General features: G+C 61.9%; 24 protein-coding genes and 1 pseudogene. 12 read left to right on the forward strand and 13 right to left on the reverse strand.

The window, feature by feature from the left end; all coding sequences use genetic code 11:
- Positions 1-11: 11 nt before the first annotated feature.
- The 8 genes from J4G43_RS31415 to J4G43_RS31450 form a co-directional block, all read right to left on the reverse strand.
- Positions 12-374, reverse strand: coding sequence for a head decoration protein (locus J4G43_RS31415; protein ID WP_208087348.1), 363 nt, complete (start codon positions 372-374; stop codon positions 12-14).
- 11 nt (positions 375-385) lie between these two features.
- Positions 386-1711 (reverse strand): S49 family peptidase, encoded by a 1326-nt coding sequence (locus J4G43_RS31420; protein ID WP_208087349.1) that lies wholly within the window; start codon positions 1709-1711, stop codon positions 386-388.
- Entirely contained in the window at positions 1708-3318 is a 1611-nt protein-coding gene (locus J4G43_RS31425) for a phage portal protein (protein ID WP_225005231.1), read from the reverse strand. Before J4G43_RS31425 ends, J4G43_RS31420 begins: the two co-directional genes overlap by 4 nt.
- Positions 3315-3521: a DUF6148 family protein gene (locus J4G43_RS31430; protein ID WP_028181390.1), complete on the reverse strand. Its 207-nt coding sequence runs from the start codon at positions 3519-3521 to the stop codon at positions 3315-3317. Before J4G43_RS31430 ends, J4G43_RS31425 begins: the two co-directional genes overlap by 4 nt.
- A 52-nt stretch (positions 3522-3573) precedes the next feature.
- Positions 3574-3846: a helix-turn-helix domain-containing protein gene (locus J4G43_RS31435; RefSeq protein ID WP_038952973.1), complete on the reverse strand. Its 273-nt coding sequence runs from the start codon at positions 3844-3846 to the stop codon at positions 3574-3576.
- A 15-nt stretch (positions 3847-3861) separates the two neighbouring features.
- Complete coding sequence (locus tag J4G43_RS31440) at positions 3862-5808, reverse strand: phage terminase large subunit family protein (RefSeq protein WP_208087350.1); 1947 nt, start codon at positions 5806-5808, stop codon at positions 3862-3864.
- A gap of 171 nt (positions 5809-5979) precedes the next feature.
- Positions 5980-6558, reverse strand: a complete 579-nt coding sequence (locus J4G43_RS31445) for a terminase small subunit (protein ID WP_208087351.1) — start codon at positions 6556-6558, stop codon at positions 5980-5982.
- Positions 6559-6560: 2 nt separating this feature from the next.
- Entirely contained in the window at positions 6561-7142 is a 582-nt protein-coding gene (locus J4G43_RS31450) for a nucleoside/nucleotide kinase family protein (protein ID WP_038952976.1), read from the reverse strand.
- A 972-nt stretch (positions 7143-8114) separates the two neighbouring features.
- On the opposite strand from J4G43_RS31450, the gene J4G43_RS31455 reads away from it, so the two are divergent.
- Positions 8115-9209: a hypothetical protein gene (locus J4G43_RS31455; protein WP_143279769.1), complete on the forward strand. Its 1095-nt coding sequence runs from the start codon at positions 8115-8117 to the stop codon at positions 9207-9209.
- On the opposite strand, the gene J4G43_RS31460 is transcribed toward J4G43_RS31455, so the two are convergent.
- From J4G43_RS31460 to J4G43_RS31475, 4 genes are all read right to left on the reverse strand, one after another.
- Positions 9156-9449 (reverse strand): hypothetical protein, encoded by a 294-nt coding sequence (locus J4G43_RS31460; RefSeq protein WP_208087352.1) that lies wholly within the window; start codon positions 9447-9449, stop codon positions 9156-9158. The two genes, J4G43_RS31455 and J4G43_RS31460, sit on opposite strands and share 54 nt — an antisense overlap.
- A 99-nt stretch (positions 9450-9548) precedes the next feature.
- The gene (locus tag J4G43_RS31465; protein ID WP_060910687.1) at positions 9549-10190 is read right to left on the reverse strand and encodes a hypothetical protein; all 642 of its coding nucleotides are present in this window, start codon (positions 10188-10190) and stop codon (positions 9549-9551) included.
- Positions 10190-10567 (reverse strand): VRR-NUC domain-containing protein, encoded by a 378-nt coding sequence (locus J4G43_RS31470; protein ID WP_166342941.1) that lies wholly within the window; start codon positions 10565-10567, stop codon positions 10190-10192. Before J4G43_RS31470 ends, J4G43_RS31465 begins: the two co-directional genes overlap by 1 nt.
- Positions 10568-10694: 127 nt before the next feature.
- Entirely contained in the window at positions 10695-11504 is an 810-nt protein-coding gene (locus J4G43_RS31475) for a DUF2971 domain-containing protein (RefSeq protein ID WP_060910685.1), read from the reverse strand.
- A 782-nt stretch (positions 11505-12286) separates the two neighbouring features.
- Here J4G43_RS31475 and J4G43_RS31480 point away from each other — a divergent pair.
- Entirely contained in the window at positions 12287-12868 is a 582-nt protein-coding gene (locus tag J4G43_RS31480; RefSeq protein ID WP_208087353.1) for a hypothetical protein, read from the forward strand.
- Positions 12869-12899: 31 nt separating this feature from the next.
- Positions 12900-13256, forward strand: coding sequence for a hypothetical protein (locus J4G43_RS31485; protein WP_208087354.1), 357 nt, complete (start codon positions 12900-12902; stop codon positions 13254-13256).
- Here the strand turns inward: J4G43_RS31485 and J4G43_RS31490 are convergent.
- Complete coding sequence (locus tag J4G43_RS31490) at positions 13232-14083, reverse strand: hypothetical protein (protein WP_208087355.1); 852 nt, start codon at positions 14081-14083, stop codon at positions 13232-13234. The genes J4G43_RS31485 and J4G43_RS31490 overlap by 25 nt on opposite strands.
- A 601-nt stretch (positions 14084-14684) precedes the next feature.
- Between J4G43_RS31490 and J4G43_RS31495 the strand changes: the two genes are divergently transcribed.
- The 9 genes and pseudogenes from J4G43_RS31495 (at position 14685) to J4G43_RS31535 (ending at position 17525) form a co-directional block, all read left to right on the forward strand.
- Positions 14685-14984, forward strand: a complete 300-nt coding sequence (locus tag J4G43_RS31495; protein ID WP_210387373.1) for a hypothetical protein — start codon at positions 14685-14687, stop codon at positions 14982-14984.
- 11 nt (positions 14985-14995) lie between these two features.
- Entirely contained in the window at positions 14996-15271 is a 276-nt protein-coding gene (locus tag J4G43_RS31500) for a hypothetical protein (protein ID WP_208087356.1), read from the forward strand.
- A 45-nt stretch (positions 15272-15316) separates the two neighbouring features.
- The gene (locus J4G43_RS31505) at positions 15317-15784 is read left to right on the forward strand and encodes a hypothetical protein (protein WP_208087357.1); all 468 of its coding nucleotides are present in this window, start codon (positions 15317-15319) and stop codon (positions 15782-15784) included.
- A gap of 2 nt (positions 15785-15786) precedes the next feature.
- Positions 15787-16047 carry a hypothetical protein gene (locus J4G43_RS31510; protein WP_060910680.1) on the forward strand — a complete coding sequence of 87 codons (261 nt, stop codon included), beginning with the start codon at positions 15787-15789 and terminating at the stop codon, positions 16045-16047.
- Positions 16044-16301 (forward strand): hypothetical protein, encoded by a 258-nt coding sequence (locus J4G43_RS31515; protein ID WP_060910679.1) that lies wholly within the window; start codon positions 16044-16046, stop codon positions 16299-16301. The genes J4G43_RS31510 and J4G43_RS31515 overlap by 4 nt, the downstream gene beginning before the upstream one ends.
- Entirely contained in the window at positions 16288-16539 is a 252-nt protein-coding gene (locus tag J4G43_RS31520) for a hypothetical protein (RefSeq protein ID WP_038945744.1), read from the forward strand. Before J4G43_RS31515 ends, J4G43_RS31520 begins: the two co-directional genes overlap by 14 nt.
- Complete coding sequence (locus J4G43_RS31525) at positions 16539-16745, forward strand: hypothetical protein (RefSeq protein WP_038945745.1); 207 nt, start codon at positions 16539-16541, stop codon at positions 16743-16745. The genes J4G43_RS31520 and J4G43_RS31525 overlap by 1 nt, the downstream gene beginning before the upstream one ends.
- Positions 16746-16755: 10 nt before the next feature.
- Positions 16756-17102, forward strand: a pseudogene (locus J4G43_RS31530) (HNH endonuclease signature motif containing protein).
- A 12-nt stretch (positions 17103-17114) separates the two neighbouring features.
- Positions 17115-17525, forward strand: a complete 411-nt coding sequence (locus J4G43_RS31535; RefSeq protein WP_038945746.1) for a lytic transglycosylase domain-containing protein — start codon at positions 17115-17117, stop codon at positions 17523-17525.
- Positions 17526-17617: the final 92 nt, after the last annotated feature.

The raw sequence follows: 17617 nt of genomic DNA on the forward strand, positions 1-17617 counted from the left end.
GGTTGTCTCGGTTAGCCCATCGGCTTAACGAGCCAGATCGACTTCGTGCGGAAGACCGCATCCACCGACCCGAGGGTGTGACCGGCGCCGAGGATCAGCTTTTCCTGATCGACTTCGCCAGCGATGTAGACGACGACCTCCACGTCAGCGGAGGTCGCATCGACCTGCTCACTGAGGATCGCGTCGGGGACCTGCGAGCCGTCCGTCGCAGCCGCGATGGACTTGAGGTACTTCTTGTCGGCCGTGATCTGGCCGAGCACGGTGCCCTTGCCGAGAACGCCAGCGCCCGACTTGACCGTCACCTTGCGGGCGCGGTGATGGCCGAGCATGAGCATGCTCGGGACGTACTCGCCTTCGTTCTGAAACTTCGCCACGTTGCGGCTCCTTACTTGCCGGTCGCGAGCTTCATCGCGCCGAGAATTGCGTTGACAGCGGCCTCGTCGCCCTGCGCCCTTTCCTGACCGCTCGACGGGGCGACGCCAGAGTTGGCTTCGGTGTCCGTCTTGATGTCAGCGGCGCGCTCGGTGCGCTTCGCCTTTTCAGCGGTTACGATCATGGCCGAGAACTCGTGAGCCGAAGAGCCCGTTTCGATAGCCTTTGCGGCGGCGGCCTCGTAACCGGGCAGGGTCAGGCCCATGATCTCGGTGACGCGCTTCCGCTCGACGACGACCGGATCGCTCGCGGCGGCGGCTGCGGCGGCTTCTTCGTCGGCCTTCGCCTTGGCTTCGGCTTCGGCCTTTGCCTTGGCTTCGTTCTCGGCCTGCACTTCAGCGCGAATCTGCGCTGCGAATGCAGCCTTCTCTTCATCGGTCATCTTGACTTCTCCACTTTGGCCGGTCGCGGCCGGGTTAAAACCGAAGGACGCCTTCGGACTTTCGCCGCGAGCCAAGCTCGCGAGAACCTGTTCGAACGTCGCAACGCCATCGGCCATCCCGGCATCGACAGCCGCTTGGCCGATCAGGACATCGCCCTGCCCGAAACGTTCGAGTGCATGTTCGACGCTTACGCCGCGATACTTCGCGACGGTCTCGACGAACACGGCGGCCATTGCGTCAACGCGCGCTTGCACGCGGTCGCGGCCTTCCTGGGTGTTGATGTCCACGCGCTTGTAGGGCGACTGCGAAGACACGAACTCGATGGTCTTGATGCCGCGCGCCGCGTCCTGCGCAGACGTGTCTCGATAGCCCGCCACGACGCCCATGGAGCCGAGCGCGGCGGTCGGCCCGATAATGAACTCGTCCGACGCGGTGCCCAACCAGAACGCAGCGGAGGCCGCCTGATCGCCTGCATACGTGACGATGGGTTTCTTGCCGCGCACTTCGTTGATCGCCGTGGCAAGCTCCGCAACGCCAGCGGCCTCGCCCCCAGGCGAATGAATGTTGAGCAGGATCGAGCGAATGGACGCATTGTCCATCGCGGCCTGAAGGTCGCGGCGCACGGTCTCGTAAGCGGTCGCGCCGCAAAACGTGGTCATGAGGTTGGCGCGCTTGAACAAGGGGCCAGCCACGTCGATCACTGCGACGTTGCCGCGCCGCGTCGCGCGCTCGGACCGCTCAAGCTCTTGGCCGCGATAGGCTTCGAGCATCTGCGGCGTGATCTGACTCTCGCGCGCGGCGATCTCCATGACCTGACGCAGAGCCCCCTCTTCCATCGCCCAATTGGCCGTGAGAGCGGCGTCGAAGATCAGCGGGTTGCGGACGTTGATGGTCATTGCTTCTTCTCGGCCTTCTTAGGCTTGGGCTTGTCGGTGCCGTCGCCCTTCTGTTCGATGTCTTCGTTGACGCGAGACCCCATGCCGGACGGCGCCAGAACTTCGGGTTCGAGCTTCGCCGCCGCGCGAGCGATGTGCTCGCGAGCGCGTTGCGCCGTGGTATGTTCGAAGTCGTCGCCACCGCGCTCGATGATGACCTGCTCGATGGTGCGAGCGCCCAGGTTGACGGCTTCGGTCTCGGCCTTCCATTCCTTGAGCGGGTCGAGGATGATCCGCGCCGGGCCGATCCACTGAGCGCCGAGCCATGCCGCGCGCTTGACGGGATCATTGAAGAAGCCGGGCGCGTCGATCAGACCGGCGTTGATCGCATCGGTCAGGAACCACTCGTAAACGGGCGCGCAGAAGTTGCGGACGAGCCAAGTGCGGCGGTCGCGGAAGAACTGCGCGGCCATTTCCAGAGATGCCCTCGACGCGCTGTAGCTCGCCGTGAAGTGCATCATGAGCAGTTCGAACGGGATGGACAGAGCGACGCCGATCTGCCTCACGACCGATTGAAAGAACGGGTCGAAGTTCGCAGTGTTCGCGGGCTGCGCGGTCTGAATCTCTTCGTCGGTGCCGATATCGACGATGGTGCCCGGCCCCATGGTCACGTCGTTCGCGCACATCCCAGGAAGGCCAGGCGTAGCGCCTGCAAAGCCGTCGTCGCCCGTGGTCTTCAGGAAGACGGTGAAGAACGAAGACACGACGGCCTTCATCAACTCGGCTTCGCTGTAGCGGTCGAGTTGCTTCAGGATTTCGATGACCGGAGCGAGCGCAGGAATGCCACGGTTCAGGCCGGGCCGCATGCGCTCGAAGATATGGAGCACCATCTGCTCGCCCGACTTCTTGCCGAAGGCCGGGATTTCGGTGAAGCCGTTGACCGTATAGGTCTGGCGCTCGCCGGGGTGTTCGTTCAGGACGATGTAAGCGACCGGAGCGCCGTCTTCGTCGATCCTGACGCCGTCACGGATTAGATACTCGCCTTCCAACTCGCTCGGGGTGGCGACGCGGTCGGCCTCGATCACGTTGAGCGCGAGCGGAACGACGGCGTTGGGGCGCTTCGGCGTCCGGCGCAACACGAAGGTGTCACCGGATTCGAAGACGGCACTGAAAACGAGGCCCTGAAGCTCATAGAAGTTCTGCGTGAGCGTGATGTCGCAGAGCTTCGACTGCGCCCAAAGGTCAAACAGCGTCTCGGACTTGCGCTCCCACAACTCGGCGGCTTCCGGCGACATGCCGAGCAGCTTCGGGTTCAGCTTCGAGCGCACGCGCAGGCCGGAGCCAACAACGTTGCTCTTCGAGGTCTGCCTTGCGCCGGTGGCGATGGGATTGTTGCGGCCGAGATCGCGCGAGCGGCTGCGCAACGCGGGAAGGTCGCCCAGGGTGTCGGAGTCGGCCGAGCCGGGATGGGTCCTCCACGCCTTCAGGGCGGCGCGGTTCGAGCGCGCACCGGCGTATTGGCCCATGTAGTTGAGCGAGAGGCGCGCATGATAGCGGCGCGTCGCGAAGTTCGGTGCGACGCCCGCCAGGAAGCGGTCCATAAGGGTCGGTGCGACGGGCTTAATCACAGCGGGATCACCCGCTGGGTACGAATGCCGCCGCGCTTGGCCCGAGCGGCCTGCTTTTCGAGGCGTTGAGCGCGCTGATCGAGTTGGCGCAGATCGGCGCGCCAAAGCTCACGATCCTTGATCGTGTAACGCTGACCGTTCTGCTCGACCGTGTTGATCGAGTTTAGGGTCTCTTCAAGCTGCTCTTCGACGGTCTTTGCCATGCCCCGAAGCTACGGGACATGGATCGTTCGAGATAGAGCGTTCCGATCTCCCTTAGCGCGCTCGCTTTGGAGCGTCCTTGAAGATCACGATATCGTCAGGCGGCACTCCACCGGCGAGATAGATGCGCAAAAGCATCTCGATAGTGCCGGAAACGGCCGACTTGCCCTTCTCCATGTTGTAGACGTGGTCGGTGCCGTGGTCTTCGGAGAGCCCCAGGGCGCGCACGAGCTCTTGGGCCGTCAGCGGGGCACCGCCGGGCTTCCACATCTTGCCCAGGGCGGTACGGGCGGCGCGGACATCGTCCTTGGTCATCATGCTCTTCATCTAGCCGCTCAATCCTTAACTTTCAACGCCACGGCTGCGGACGCGACGCCTCCCAGGAAGAGCCTGGGGAGCCGCAGGGGCCGGTTCTTCGCGCGCGACGGGCATTTGCGGGGCAGCATTCAGCGCGTTCGCCGCTGCCGCCCGCAGAGCCATCAAACGACGCTCCATGTTGATGCCGAGCGAGAGCCGCGCTGCGATATTGTAGACGCGGAGATCCAGCGGTTCATTGCGCTGATGGACTTTGTGCCATTCCTTCGTCACGAAGCCGCGCCTATCGGTCTTCAGCACCGCTTTTTCGGCGGTCAGGCCCTCGAAGAACTTTTTGGCATAGTTTTCGAGCAGCGGGTAATGGCAGTAGCCGGGACCGGGCTCCTTCAGTTCGAGCCGCTTGTAGTGCATGTCCTTCGCCTGATCGACGCCAAGCACGAAGATCGTGACGTTCTTCGCCTTGTTGACGGTGCCCTTCACCGGCCAGATCGGGCGGCCGGGTCCGCCGATGCCCTTAATAGCGTAGACGCGGCGAGCGATGCGCGGCCGAACGAAGTTGTAGACGTGCTGCGTGAAGTGGCCGCCAGAGTCGATGCAGGCCGCTTCCACACGCATCTCGACGCCGGACGGATGCTTGAACGTTCGCATCAAGGCGTTGTCGATGACCTCCCAAAAGCCGGGGGTGTTCGGCGCGCCATAGTGAACCTTGTAGTCGAGCGACCACGATTCATCGTCCTGGCCCCAACCGCACCACTCGACTTCGGCGCGGTCGTCCTGAATATCGACGGAGCCGGTGATGCAGCCGACGCCGCTCGGCAAGATGATCGCGGCGTCATACTCTTCACGGCGCGCAAAGATCGAGTCGGGGTTGGCTCGCTCGCCGCGCTCTTCCCACGTCTCCGCAAGGCGCGTGTTCACCCAGGTCTTCAGACGCTCGGGGTGCTTCTTCACCAACACGAAGTCGCGTGCCATCTCGCCGAGAGCGCGCCACGGCGACGCGATGCGGTTCAAGTGGAAGCCCGCGTGACCCTTCACTTCGGGCCGCGTCGCGATCCACACGCCGCGCTGGATCGCCTTCAGCCGCTCTGCCTCGCTCCACCCGTGGTCGCACAGTTCGCCGGTGTCGGGGTCGCTGTATTCGCAGTGATAGCGTGCCGCCAACGGATCGTTGTCGGGCCATCGGACTTGCGCCCAGCGCAAATGCTGCATGTGAGCGCACTTCGGGCACGGCACGAAGAAGCGGCGCTGATCGCTTTCCTCATAGGATGACTCGATGCGCGACGCGCCCTTGATGGTCGGCGTCGAGACAAGTGCGATCTTGCGATTCCAGAACGTCGTGGTTCGCTCGATGGCGAGCGAGACGGGATCGCCTTCCTTACCGGCGCTCGCCTCATAGCGATCAACTTCGTCGCAGAGCAGAATGCGGATCGGGCGCGATGCGAGCGATGCGGGCGAGTTTGCGCCCGCCATGGTGATGTGGCCGCCCGCATATTTCTTGTGAAGGATCGTGTCTTCGGAGTCGCGCGCGCTGTTGCCGAGCTTCGCCGAGAGAGGCGGCGTGTCGCGGATCATCGGCGCGAGACGATCCTTCGAATATGCTTCGGCCATCTGCAACGTCGGTTGCAGAATGAGCATCGGGCACGGATCGAGATGGACGTGGAAGCCCGCCACGTTGTTGATGACTTCGGTCTTCACCGTCTGCGCCGCGACCATACAGGTGATGATCTCGATCTCGGGATCGGCGAAGGCATCCATGATGCCGCGCGACGGCTCGACGCGCGCAGTAGACCACTTGCCGGGCTCGGAAGACGCTTCCGGCGAGAGCACGCGGTATTCGTCCGCCCACTCGGAGACGGTCAGCTTCGGCGGCGGGCTGAAGCTCTGCGCGATGATTTCGCGAACCTGCGCGCGAAGCCGAGCTTCATACGCGGCATCGTCACTGTATTCATCGACTACGGCGACGGCGGCGGTCATGCTCAATCCGGCTTGCGCTGATACTCAGGGCAGCGCTGACGTGCGTCGGTCGGTTGCTCGAAGTTGATCGAGGCCGTGCGTTGACAAACGCCGTGCCACTCCCCTTCCCGCTTCCATCCGGTGCAGACTTCGCAACTGTTGGGCGGCCACTTCATCCACGAAGGCTTAAACTCACTCGTCATTTTCTTCTTCGTCTTGCTCGATGTGTTCGACCGTCGGCTCGACGTGAGGTTCTTCCTCGACGGGCTCCGTGGTCATCTTGATTTCGTTCAGTGCTTCGAGGATCAACCGCTCAACTTCGTTGACCAGCTTCTTCGTGCCTTCAGGCGCGCCGACTTCGAGTTGAATGGCGGGCCGGAGCTTGGATGGGATGCCGAGCAGCCGCGCGCGTGCGTTGGCGATTTCGTTCGAGAGCACCTTGACGATCATTTGGATGGGGCGAACAAGCTCCATCTTCGTCGCCAATTCCAACTCGGACAGTTTCGCCTTCGCGATCTCATTGCGGAGGCGCGCCTTGTCGATGGTGATCTCTTCGCCGCCTTCCTTAAGCGTCGCGGCCGTATGCGCCCTGCGCTCTGCACGTTCGCGCGCGAGCAGCCACTTCAGCACGTCTTCGGTGTCGAACTCGAACTGCTTGCCACGGCCGCCGTGCGACTTGACCGGCATCCCGTTCTCGACCCATGCGGAGATCGTCGGCAGCGAATAGCCGAAGATGTCCGCAAGCTCTTGTCGGTTGACGGTCTTGCCCATGATCAGTCGATCACGTTCAGCCGGTCGGTCCGCGCCGCCAGATCGGCGACGACGATGTCCATCTGCCGGAAGGTGGACGCCATATCGCCCTGGTAGTTCATGACGGAGCGATGGGCCTTTACTTCGGCCTGCGCCTGCTCGGTGCGGTGTTCCTGGGGGATCAGGCCGGGGCGAACGATCTCGATCACCCAACCGCCCATGCGGTCGATGGCTTCGCCTTCGTTTGCGTGGCGCACGTCCTCGAACACGACGCGCTTCGGCGCGCTCATGTAAAGCACGTCGGTCTCGGTGCCGATCCAGAACTCAGAGCCCATCCAATCGCGGCCCCAATGGCCGCCGAGCCCTTCCATGGCGTGGCGCGGCGACTGGCCGCCCAGCCAGGGCGTCGGCACTTCCTTGAGATCGCCGTCGATCATCCGCTCGATGGTGGCTTCGTCGCAGCGCCGGTAGCGCAGGTAGGCGCGCAGCATGTCCTTGAGCGCGCCAGCGAACCGGCCGCGCACAAACCCGTGGTTCTCGATGAGATGGCGGGCCACGGTGGTCTTGCCGGACCCGATAAGGCCCTTGAGGCCGATGACGATCATGGATGGAGGCTCCGATTGGGAGCCATACGGTCTCAATCGGTATAGTTTCTTTCGAGCGTGTTTCGGTATCCCATCGCAGCGCCGGACCGCAGCCGGATCAAAATATCAATTTCGGGCTTGGAAATCGCCAATCTGATGTTTTCAGGGGCAGGCCGGGGTGGGATCGACCCCCAGGTTCCACAACCGATCCGAGAACAGAAAGTCACTTTTTAAAATTTTGTATCTGCGAGAGTCGGGCGGTCGCGCGTTTACCCGCGTGGGAAGGGCGCTGGTAGGACCCAAAGTGTTACAACTCTGCGAAATGTTCGAAGCTGGCGACAGGTTCGAGTGGCTAGATCATTGAAAAAAAGCCTGATCCTGAGCGATGTCGGTTCCGAGTTTGGCCGGTGCGACCGCTACGCGACCATGGCCACGTCAGGTTCTCGAAAGCTGGCCCGAGTAGGAGACTTGGTTCAGACGATCTTGAAACGTGAGGCTAACGTGGACCCGCAAGACTGTGATCCATTTAATGTAGCAGCTTGGTCGCAGATGCAGCACGCCGCTTCGGAAGAGCCGCAGACGGGCCAAGCCGGTCAATTTGAGCAGCACGTGGCGCAGGCAAGCCAGGCCGCTTACGTTGCCAGCGGGCACCGGTCCCCAGCGAAGCACGCATGTAACGATGTCCAACAATCCCTTGGCGAAAGGACGGATGCAAGCGCCGGGAGCAATCTCCTGCAAAGCGAAGGGGTCCTTATCAATCATGAGCGTGACGCGGCTCAATCGAGAGCAGCGAAGAGACGGAGGACGCTGCCCGATCTTGAAGAGGTTGTGATATACCGACAGTCAAGCGCGAACGCCGCTTCGGGAGAAAGTAGCGGTGCGCCGCGGGTTGCCTCAACAGGCGTTAGAATCCGGGGGCATTCGGACGAGCGGCCTCTTTATGCCGAGGATGCTGCCCTCCTGAGGCTTGAGCACGCCCTCATGGAGGGCGGCATGAGTAGCAGAACGGCGCATGAGCATGGAAGCCGCCTGATTGATTATAGCCGTTGGCTGTTCGAAAATAACCGACCGAGCATTGTTGCTCGGCTGGACAGCAAGTCGCTGATCGACGACGGCGCCATACACAAGTACACTGGAGGGCGTAGTGCGATTCTCCTTAAATCCATAGATCATTTCCGGACCTTTCGGGCGACAGGAAGACCCGTCGTGCGTGCAGTGCGCCGTAGCGCTGAGCGCAATCATTCCTTCCAGAACGCGCTCATCAATCCCGAAACCGCGGTGCAGATGAAACCGCAGCGCATTGACGACACCGTTGGCAGCAGGGGCCATGGCTATCGTGACACCAGTCATTTAGTTTCTCGCGAGGACCCTCCGGGAGTGCTGGATCATCTCGATGAACAAGCCATGCCGTCGGCAGTCTCCGACCCTTCAGAGGAGCTTCAGCGACTGGAAAATCAGTTGCAAGACGAGCGTCACGCACTGGGAGACAATCATCCTGCTCCGTCGTTTTCCATCGATCCGGAAGAGTTTACTTTGGATCGCGAACTGTTCTCTCCAGAGGAGCTTCGGGAATGGCTAGATGATCAACCCGTGCCGTCTCCTTTCATTCAGGAGCAAACCGCATTCCATTCAGAGCACCTCCCGCAAGGGGAGCTTGAGCGAGTGCTGGGTCATCTGGATGATCAAGCGATGCCCTCGGCAGTCTCCGTTCCTTCAGAGGAGCTTCAGCGACTGGAAAAACAGTTGAATGACGAGCTTCACGGACTAGGAGACAAGCATCCTGCTCTGTCGTTCTCCATCGATCCGGAAGAGTTTACTTTTAATCCCGAGCAGTTCTCTCCAGGGGAGCTTCGGCGACTGCTTGATGCCGAATCCGCAGAGGAGCTTCAGGAAAGGCCAGATGATCACCCCGCCCCGTCGGCTTTCATTCAGGAGCAAGCCGCATTCCATTCAGAGCAGCTCCCTCAGGGGGAGCTTCGGCGAGTGCTGGATCATCTGGATGATCAAGCCATGCCGTCGCCAGTCTCCGTTCCTTCAGAGGAGCTTCAGCGACTGGAAAAACAGTTGAATGACGAGCTTCACGGATGACGGGACAATCATGCACACGATGCGCCATCCACGCATGTAGCGAATAATCGGCGCGACATTGCCTGACACGATCCCGTCGATGACGTCCGCCCCAGCACAGTAATGCGGCGCGCTGATCCTTAGCAGGCCCGAGGTCTTGGTCGAAGGGGCTGACATCGCTGGTATGGCCCTAGTCCGAGTTGTTTGCATTTTCTGCAAAGAGATATCTTGGTCGCTGTGCAGTTCGTCGGTCAGAGCCATGGGGACCGTCGTGCTCAAGATCGCGAAGATCGCGAGCGCGAGTAGAACCGTGCGTCGCCTACGTCCGAGGGGGGTGGGAGTCGTTCGCTCATGGCCCCTCTATCGCGTCGCTGCATTGACCACCGCCCGATAGAAATGCTGCGGGAAGCGCGCCTGGACGACGCCGGACACGGTCCCGAGGAAATCCCAATGCTCATTGATCGTCGCGCTCCCTTGCAGCACGGCGAGCGTTTGCAGCGGCAGACGCTTCTTCGTGCGACGACGCACAATGAGCACCTTGCCGTTGCTCACGATCTGGAACGTCTTGCGCTTCTGACCGTCCACGCGCTTCAACTGGCGACGCACCACGGTATGCACCGGGGCGCTGCCAATCGACCCGTAGGGTTTGATCAGGATGCCGCCGGTCGCGAGACGGCCGCTGCTATTGCGCTTCGAGTGGATCGAGAGCGCGTTGTCGGGATACTTCTCCTTGCCCGCACCGATGACATGGCGCTCCATGTACTTGTCGATGGAGCCGACCACGGACGTGAGGTTGCCGCCGTTCGCGGGACGGATGCGGATGCCACCGACGACCCACGGGCGGCGCAGCACGAACACGCCTGGGATTTGCGTGCGCAACGCTTGCTGCGCGTCTTGCGCGGTGAACGTCAGGGCCTTGGCGGTCGCGGTGTTGACGCTGCGATCACGAAGCTGATCCAGCCGGTCGAGCATTCCCTTCGTGAGCTTGAGCGTGATCTGCACTATAAATAGCTCCGCACGATCCGCTCGACTTCATCGGCGAGCTCTTCCGAGGTGGGAGCCTTCGCCGTGATCACGGTGAAGCCGAGAGCCTGAAGCTTCGGATGACGTTCCTTCTGCGCCTTCGAGCGCGATCCCTTCGGCGTCTTCAGTTCGATGCTGAGCAGAAACCCGCCGGTGATATAAACACGAACGTCGGGTTCGCCCGCCGTGAGGCCCGTGACCTTCGCTTCCATACGCTCGCGTCGCGAACGCTTAGCTCGGTTCATATCGCCGGCGCAGGTGATCGGAAGCCCTGCATCTTCGAGCGCATGAAGGCGAGCGATAACTTCCGCCTGATAGCGCCACTCGGGAATGGTATCGACGATGCGGGTTTCCATGCGCGAATGCTCGCGCGGTTGGATGCGCAGGTCGAGACCAGTTCGGCAGCCGCAACGCCTCGCTCGCTTCGGGAAAAAGGGCCATAAAGAGCGCCCCTGAACCAACTCTTCGTAGCAGCACAGGCGTTCAGTCCGCTACATAGGGTATCGCCGACCGCTTGATCGTGAGACGCATGCCGTGTGAAGCCAATAGAGCGTCCACCGCGCAGGTCTGCTGATGCGCCAAAGCGGGGCCAATGATGATTTCCTCGATGCCCCAGTTATTGGGGTGCGTGGCTGCATTGTTGATGACGACCTTGTTAAACTGACAGGCACGGTAAGGAACTAAACCGGCTGGTGAGAAGCGCGTCTTTAGTCCAGCGGGCCAGGAAACACCAACCCAAACCAGGCGCCACTCGCGCTCCTCTTGGAACTGCCCGTTCTTGAGAACGAGAGCTGTCTTCAGTGCATGCGACCACCATGTCTTGACTTGTGCGCGGGCGCCCTCCGGCTCATCCGTCCCTTCCAACAAGCGGTCGATGAGCAGGGTTACTGCCCCGTCAGCCGCCGCTCGTTGGCTCTCTGGGTCATAGAGGACGGGCGTGATATCAAATCCCTGCGCCGCGGCGTTCTTCAAAAGCCAGTCTGCGTTGAATCCGATCGAGAAGCCTTGTCCACGATTGTAGCCTCGCCATTGCGAGAGCAGATCGCCTTTAGACGTCAATGACCCGACGAACCCATGAATTTCGTCACTGTGTTGACGAAACAGTGCGATCGTCTCCCAGGCAAGCGATGAGAGTTCTCTGATTTCGGCGCCGCGACGGTCGAGGGCCTCGATCACGATCTTCCTGCCGTGCTGAAACTCCGACGTGTCGTTGAGGAAGCGGTAGTGTGAGGTCCACAGCGATCTGCTGGCTATGATGCCATGTAAACCTGCGGCGGACGTGTAGTGGTACAAAGGCATATTTGAGGGCGCGGCCCATCTTCGTCTTCGCCTTCTTGCCGGTGTGGGCGAGCGCGCGCTTCAAGGCGAGGGGGAAGTTCTTACCGGCAGACGCGACCCTCTGCTCCAGGTTGACCCACTGGCTCGGATCGATCTTGATCTCGACGGTCATCAGCGCCGACCCAGCTTGAGACGCGCAGCGGCAACCTTCGCCTTGAAGCCATCGGCGGCCGATCGAATATCCTGCACGGTCGACTTCACGACGAAGTCCATCTACTCCTTCGCGACCTTCGCGTCGCCGGAGGTCACAGCCGTTCGGATGGCCGCCCTACGCTTGGCACAATTGCACATCGATCAGTACCTCTCAGCCACCCCGCCTGCAACGCTACCAGCCCACATGACGTAATCTGAGAAGTCTATCGTGTGTTGAAGCCCGGCGGGCATCTGGCGGCGTTCAGCGCGAGCCGGACCTATCACCGCATGGCGGCCGCGTTCGCCAAAGACCCCAGCAACGCCGAAACCGACGTCATGTCGCAATCGGCCACGTCTCCGGGTTCCGTTATGACGTTCCCAGTGACGAACGGCTGCCGCTTTGCAAGCGCTCGGTTTTGTCGTCAGGGCAGAGACCGAGGAACAGGCGCGCAGGTTTGCGGACGCCGCGGCCGGCGACGAGAAACGCTACTGCGAGGACGCGTGGCTGTCCCGCATGTTCTCCACGTGCGAGGGGATTACCGCAGACGGAGACCCCGGCATTGTCATTCACGACTTCGCCTCAGCTTAACGAGGGGTGCACGAAAATGGAAATGTTCATCCTGTTCTGGTTCCCGCTGTCCATCGCAGTCGGGGTCTACGCGTCCAACAAGGGCCGCTCCGGGTTCGGGCTGTTCCTGCTGTCCGTGTTCCTATCCCCGATCGTCGGGCTGCTGTTCGCGCTCGCGCTGCGCAACAAGGCGGCCGACCAGCGGCATGCCGAGCTCCTCGAAGCGCTTCGCAAGGCGACCCCGCCGCTCCCCGCCCAGTCGATCAGCACGCCGGAGCCCGCTGTTAAGCTGTTCACGCTCAAGGACGACACGTCGCCCGTCAACCCGCACCGACGGAATACCAAGGGGTGGATCATCGCCCTGGCAGTCGTCGCGGCCGTCGTTGCCGTGTTCACTTTCGTCGCCTCGCAGGGTTCCGTCGTCAGGCTCGCGGAGCGGCAGGTTACCGCCTGGTACGTCGAGAAGGGCTACAAAGTCGAGCGCATCGCGTTCCGCGTCACATCGCCGAGCACCATCGAGGGCTCGCTAATGACGGTAGACGGCGCCGGCAAGACGAAGTTCTTCGAGTGCACGGGCGTGTCGGCCAATGGAAGCTCGTACCAGATCACATGCAAGTGACGGAACCGCCGCAACCTTGAAGGAGGACCAAATGACCCGCCCCAAGCGCACTAAAGACCCCAACCAGATCGCCAAGGCGGTTATCGATACCGCGACGGCACGCATATTTCCGTCTGACATCGCAGCGGCGCGGGCCAAGAAAATGCGGGGCTTCCACATTCGAATAGACGACGGCACGGAACAGTTCTTCTCAATCATGTCAACGGCCTATCGCGATGCCGCAGCTGCTGTGCCGGCGATTTATGACCGCTCTCTGCCGTGCGCTCGTCGAGCTTTGATCGGCACATCACATCCCTGCGGTCGCAAGCGCTTGCGGTGCTTGCAGCCAATCAGGCTCGCGCGGCCGATCAGCCTATGTGCCTATCAGATCGCTAAGTCGCGACAATAAAGTAGCCGGCCGCCCTCGCCGATCACCGGCTCGCCGTACTTCCGCATGAAGTACCGCGTTCCCTTGCGCCCACGATCAGACGTGCGGACCACTGCGGAGCGGATCGTGCCCATGTTCTCGAACATCTCGCCGATGACGGCGACCCGATCGCGAGCGATCTTGCCCTTGTTCACGATCTCATAGACGGCAATGCCGGATGCGCCGGCGGCCTCGATGTAGGACATCATCCGCTCTTCGTCGGTCAGGTGCTTCGAGAGCCGCGCCTTCCCCTTCGGCTGCTCGGCGAACTGCTCTGAGCCAGCCGGGGCGAGATCGGGCTGCGTCTGCGCGACGATGGGCATGGTGTGCGGCCTATCGAGCCAGAGCGCATCACGGAGCGCCGCAATGGGGATGGAGGGATGTTCCTTGGTGAACCTGCGGCAGAGCGTCATTAGGTTCGTCGCCTCGACCGAGAGGGCGAACTTGATCTCGGCCTTGACCGCCTGGTTCTCGTTCCATGCGCCGCCGGGATCGCGACCGAGCAACAGCCTGATCTTCAGGAACGTCGGATGCGCCTGGGTGAGGAAGCCAGCCAGTTGCGGGTCGATCAACGGCGGCTGCTCGACTCCCCTCGCCTTCGGCCGACCTCGACCGGGACGCATCGCCGCCGGGAAGACCCTGCCGTGCCCAGCGCGCATCGAGAGCCAGATCATCCGCTTCCGGTGCAGATACCGAGCGATGGCCTCTGCCTCGCTAGGATGGCACGGCAAGGCGTTGGCGAAGCCAACGAAGGACCATCCATCGTCCGGTACGTTGAGGAACGCCGCCTTGGCGTCCCACTGCGACATGACCGCGCATCGGATAATATCAACTCCATCCGTCGAAATGACGGACCCATCCGTCATCGGGCAAAAACATCCAACTGCCGGTTAGAGGGGTTTCGCCCCTATATATAGTAGTAACCACCTACAGATATATCTTCTACAGAATATATTACAAGTATATATTACTACTATATATATATAGGAGAAACCCTTCAATGGTCGGCCAGAGCCTATCGAAAATGAGGGGTTTAGTTTTGCGACGGTATTCCTCGAAAACCCACCCCCCCCCTCAAAAGAATAATATGGAGTTGGTGATTTCCATGCGCGAGATCGGCTTGCTCTCAACCGCTGGCTAACCATCGGCCTGCGGCCATCCGTCAACATCCCCTATCGAAACCCTTGCTCGACGGATAATCCATCGTGCATCCGTTGATTCCAGCGGACCCGGCCTGATTCAGGCCGGACGGGACGGGAAATCCACACCGCACATCTCCGATCTGAAAACCGCCCTTCGGGGCGAACGGGAGAGCTTTGTCTATGTCTCAGAACTATCCGAACAACGCCGGGATCGAAGGGCGGTGGCGCTTCGAAGGACGCCGCCGAGAAGGTCGTCAGCCGGGCAGCGATGCTCCGCATCGCGATCATCGAACTGATGCTCAACGGCTACCGCCTGACGGCGGACGAGATCGCCAAGCAACTGAAGGAAAGCGTCCTCGCGATCCGTCCCCGCGTCTCGGAACTCGTCAAGCTCGGCACGCTCGTCAAGCTGACCGACCGCCGCATCAACGTCAGCGGCATGACGGCTCACGTCCTCCGTCACAAGGACAGCCTGACCGCCGTCGATCTCCCCCAGGCGATCCCCGCAAAGCCGCGTCGCTCCGCGCCGCAGGCATTGCACACCGACCAGAACGCCTTGTTCGGTTGAGGGGGAGCGCCATGACTGACTTCCTGCTCACGCACTGCGAACGGATGCTGACCCGTAAGGCGCCCGGCCTCGAACACGGCAACTCGGTCAACCGCAACCGCGTCGCCTGCCATCTCAACGGCGAAGACATCGGCGTAGCCAATCGCCTGATCGGCAAGGGCTACATGGTCCGCGATCCGGCACGCGACTTCGGCTCGATGCGCGTCTTCGTCGTCGCGCTCGCGGGGGCCAAGGCCATCGGCAAGAAGCTGCCGCCCGCCTTCGTCCTTCTCCCCGCCGCCGCCTGAACCCCTTCCCCAACCTGCAAGCGATCCTTGCAGGTTCACCCTCCCATGAAAGCCATCACCATGCTTCGTCTCTTCGCCGTGCTCGTCACCGGCGGCTTCGGCCTCGCGCTCGCACTCGACGCGACCCTCAATGGCTACGCGCCGACCGCCTGCGTCTTCACCACCGCCGCCATGATCCTCATGCTCTTCGGTTGGTTCGATCTGCGCGCCTCGATCTCGTCCAAGGCGCACAACGATATCCTTCGCGGCAACATCGACACGCTGATCAAGCTCAACGGAAAGCGCTCGGCCGATGCCGCGCACTACGTTCACGCGCTCGTCAGCACCCGCTCGGGGCTCCACGACGGTATGGGCCGCGAAGCCATGATGGCGATGATCGACGACGCGCTCGCCGAGTTTCACGATCCGGCTTCCGCCGCGCAGTTCTGCGTCGACTGGCTGAAGGACATGGGCGTTCCGCCGATGGTCTCCATCCCCGTTCGTGCTCCCGCGACTGACGGAAAGGCGGTCTGATCATGGGCCAGTCTCAAAACGGCCTGCTCGCGCTCGCCCAGGCGTTCGTTGACCGGACCTATGTGCAGCAAGCCGATGCCCGGCAGAAGTCCATGGGCCTCGCCTACGTGACGGCAGAGCGCACCGACCTCGCTCGCGAGATCGCCGCGTTCACCGAGCGCGCGCAGAACGCACGGATCGCAGAACTCGAAGCGAAGCTCGCCGAGAGCGAGAAGCGCATCAACGCCCTGCGCTCGGCCGTGCGAGCGGAGGGCTACGCATGAGGACGCTCGTCCGACTCCCGATCTCCCAGGCGGCGTTCGCCGAGATCGCCGCCAAGCTGCGTGCCGCTGACTACGGCCACTGCTTTCTGACCACCGGCGAGATCGCGATGGATGGCATCGCGGTCGAGCCCGATCCGAACGCCTTCGTGCCGCCGGGCGTCGTCGAGGTTGATCCGAGGCACATCAGCCGCGACTGCTTCCGCGAAATCTATGGACTCGACAACTTGGGGAACGACAACAGTGAAACTCGCTAACTTCAACGCTGTCGCCGAACTGATCAAGGAACGCGACTACCTGCAAGGATTGCTCGTCCGCATTGGCGCGGAACTGAAGATCACCCTGAAGTCGCCGATGCTCAGCACGCAGGATGTCCGTCCCGATCTGGTCGCGCGCATGCTGCCCGAGATGAAGGCTGTCATCGATCAGGGCATCGCCGTCGTTGACGAGAAGCTGGCCGTGCTCGGCGTCTACAGCGACAAGGAAGCCGCGTGATGGCGCGCAACCTGACCAGCGTGGACGTGAAGATCGTCAACCGCACTCGAGCGAACGGCGATCCGTTCGCCGAGTTGCTGCATACCTGGGTCGAAGGCGGCCAGCCCCGCAACGCTCTGTCTCGCGTGCCGTGGCCCGTCGATGACACGCCCCACAACCGCGCCTTCCACATTGCAGCGCTCAAGACGCGGCAGGCGCGCGCTTAGGGCGATCAAAATGAGCACGCGCAGAGACCGGATTCGCGACAAAGTTATGGCTCGCGTCGAGATCGTCGAAGGGCCTCTCGATACGCCGTGCCACTTGTGGACCGGACCAACGTCGGGTAGCAAAGGCAGGGGGAAGACTACGCGCGCATGTCTCTCGATGGCGGCACCATGGCCGTCCATATCGTGATGTACGTGCTTGAACACGGTCCCATCCCTCCACGCAAGCAACTCGATCATCGCTGCCGGACACGCCGCTGCGTGAATCCGGATCATCTGGAAATGGTGACGCACAAAGAGAATATGCGTCGCCGAGACAAGGCCAATCGCTTCGAGTGTGAAGCCGTAGCGGCCTTTTAGGAGAACGACAACATGAAGTGCCTTCTGAGCGCGGCAGCAATCGCGGCCGTGATGGGAACCTCTTTGCCTGCGCTCGGCTCCGACCTCCGCTCAATCATCGACGCCGCCGCAGACGCCCAGGGCATCCCTCGCGCCCTCGCCCATGCCGTCGTCAAGGTCGAAAGCAACTACAACTGCCATCTTCGCGGAAGCGCAGGCGAGCGCGGGATCATGCAGGTCAAGCCTGTCACTGCCCGCGAGGTCGGTGTTACCGGAGACCTGTTCGACTGCGCCACCGGTGCGCGCGCTGGCATGGCCTACCTCCGCATCGCGATCTCGCGCGGCGGTTCCGGCTGCGATGGCGTGAGTCTCTATCAGCGTGGCGTCTACGCAAAACCGCGCTGCACTGCCTATGGTCGGAAGGTGATGGCAGCGATGCATTAGCGCACCGGCCCGCTGCACTTTCTGCACATCCGTTTCAATACGGAGACATTTTGCCTATGAATTAACCGCGTGTTTCATTGACGGATCATCCA

This window comes from Bradyrhizobium barranii subsp. barranii (genome assembly GCF_017565645.3).
Lineage (GTDB): Bacteria > Pseudomonadota > Alphaproteobacteria > Rhizobiales > Xanthobacteraceae > Bradyrhizobium > Bradyrhizobium barranii.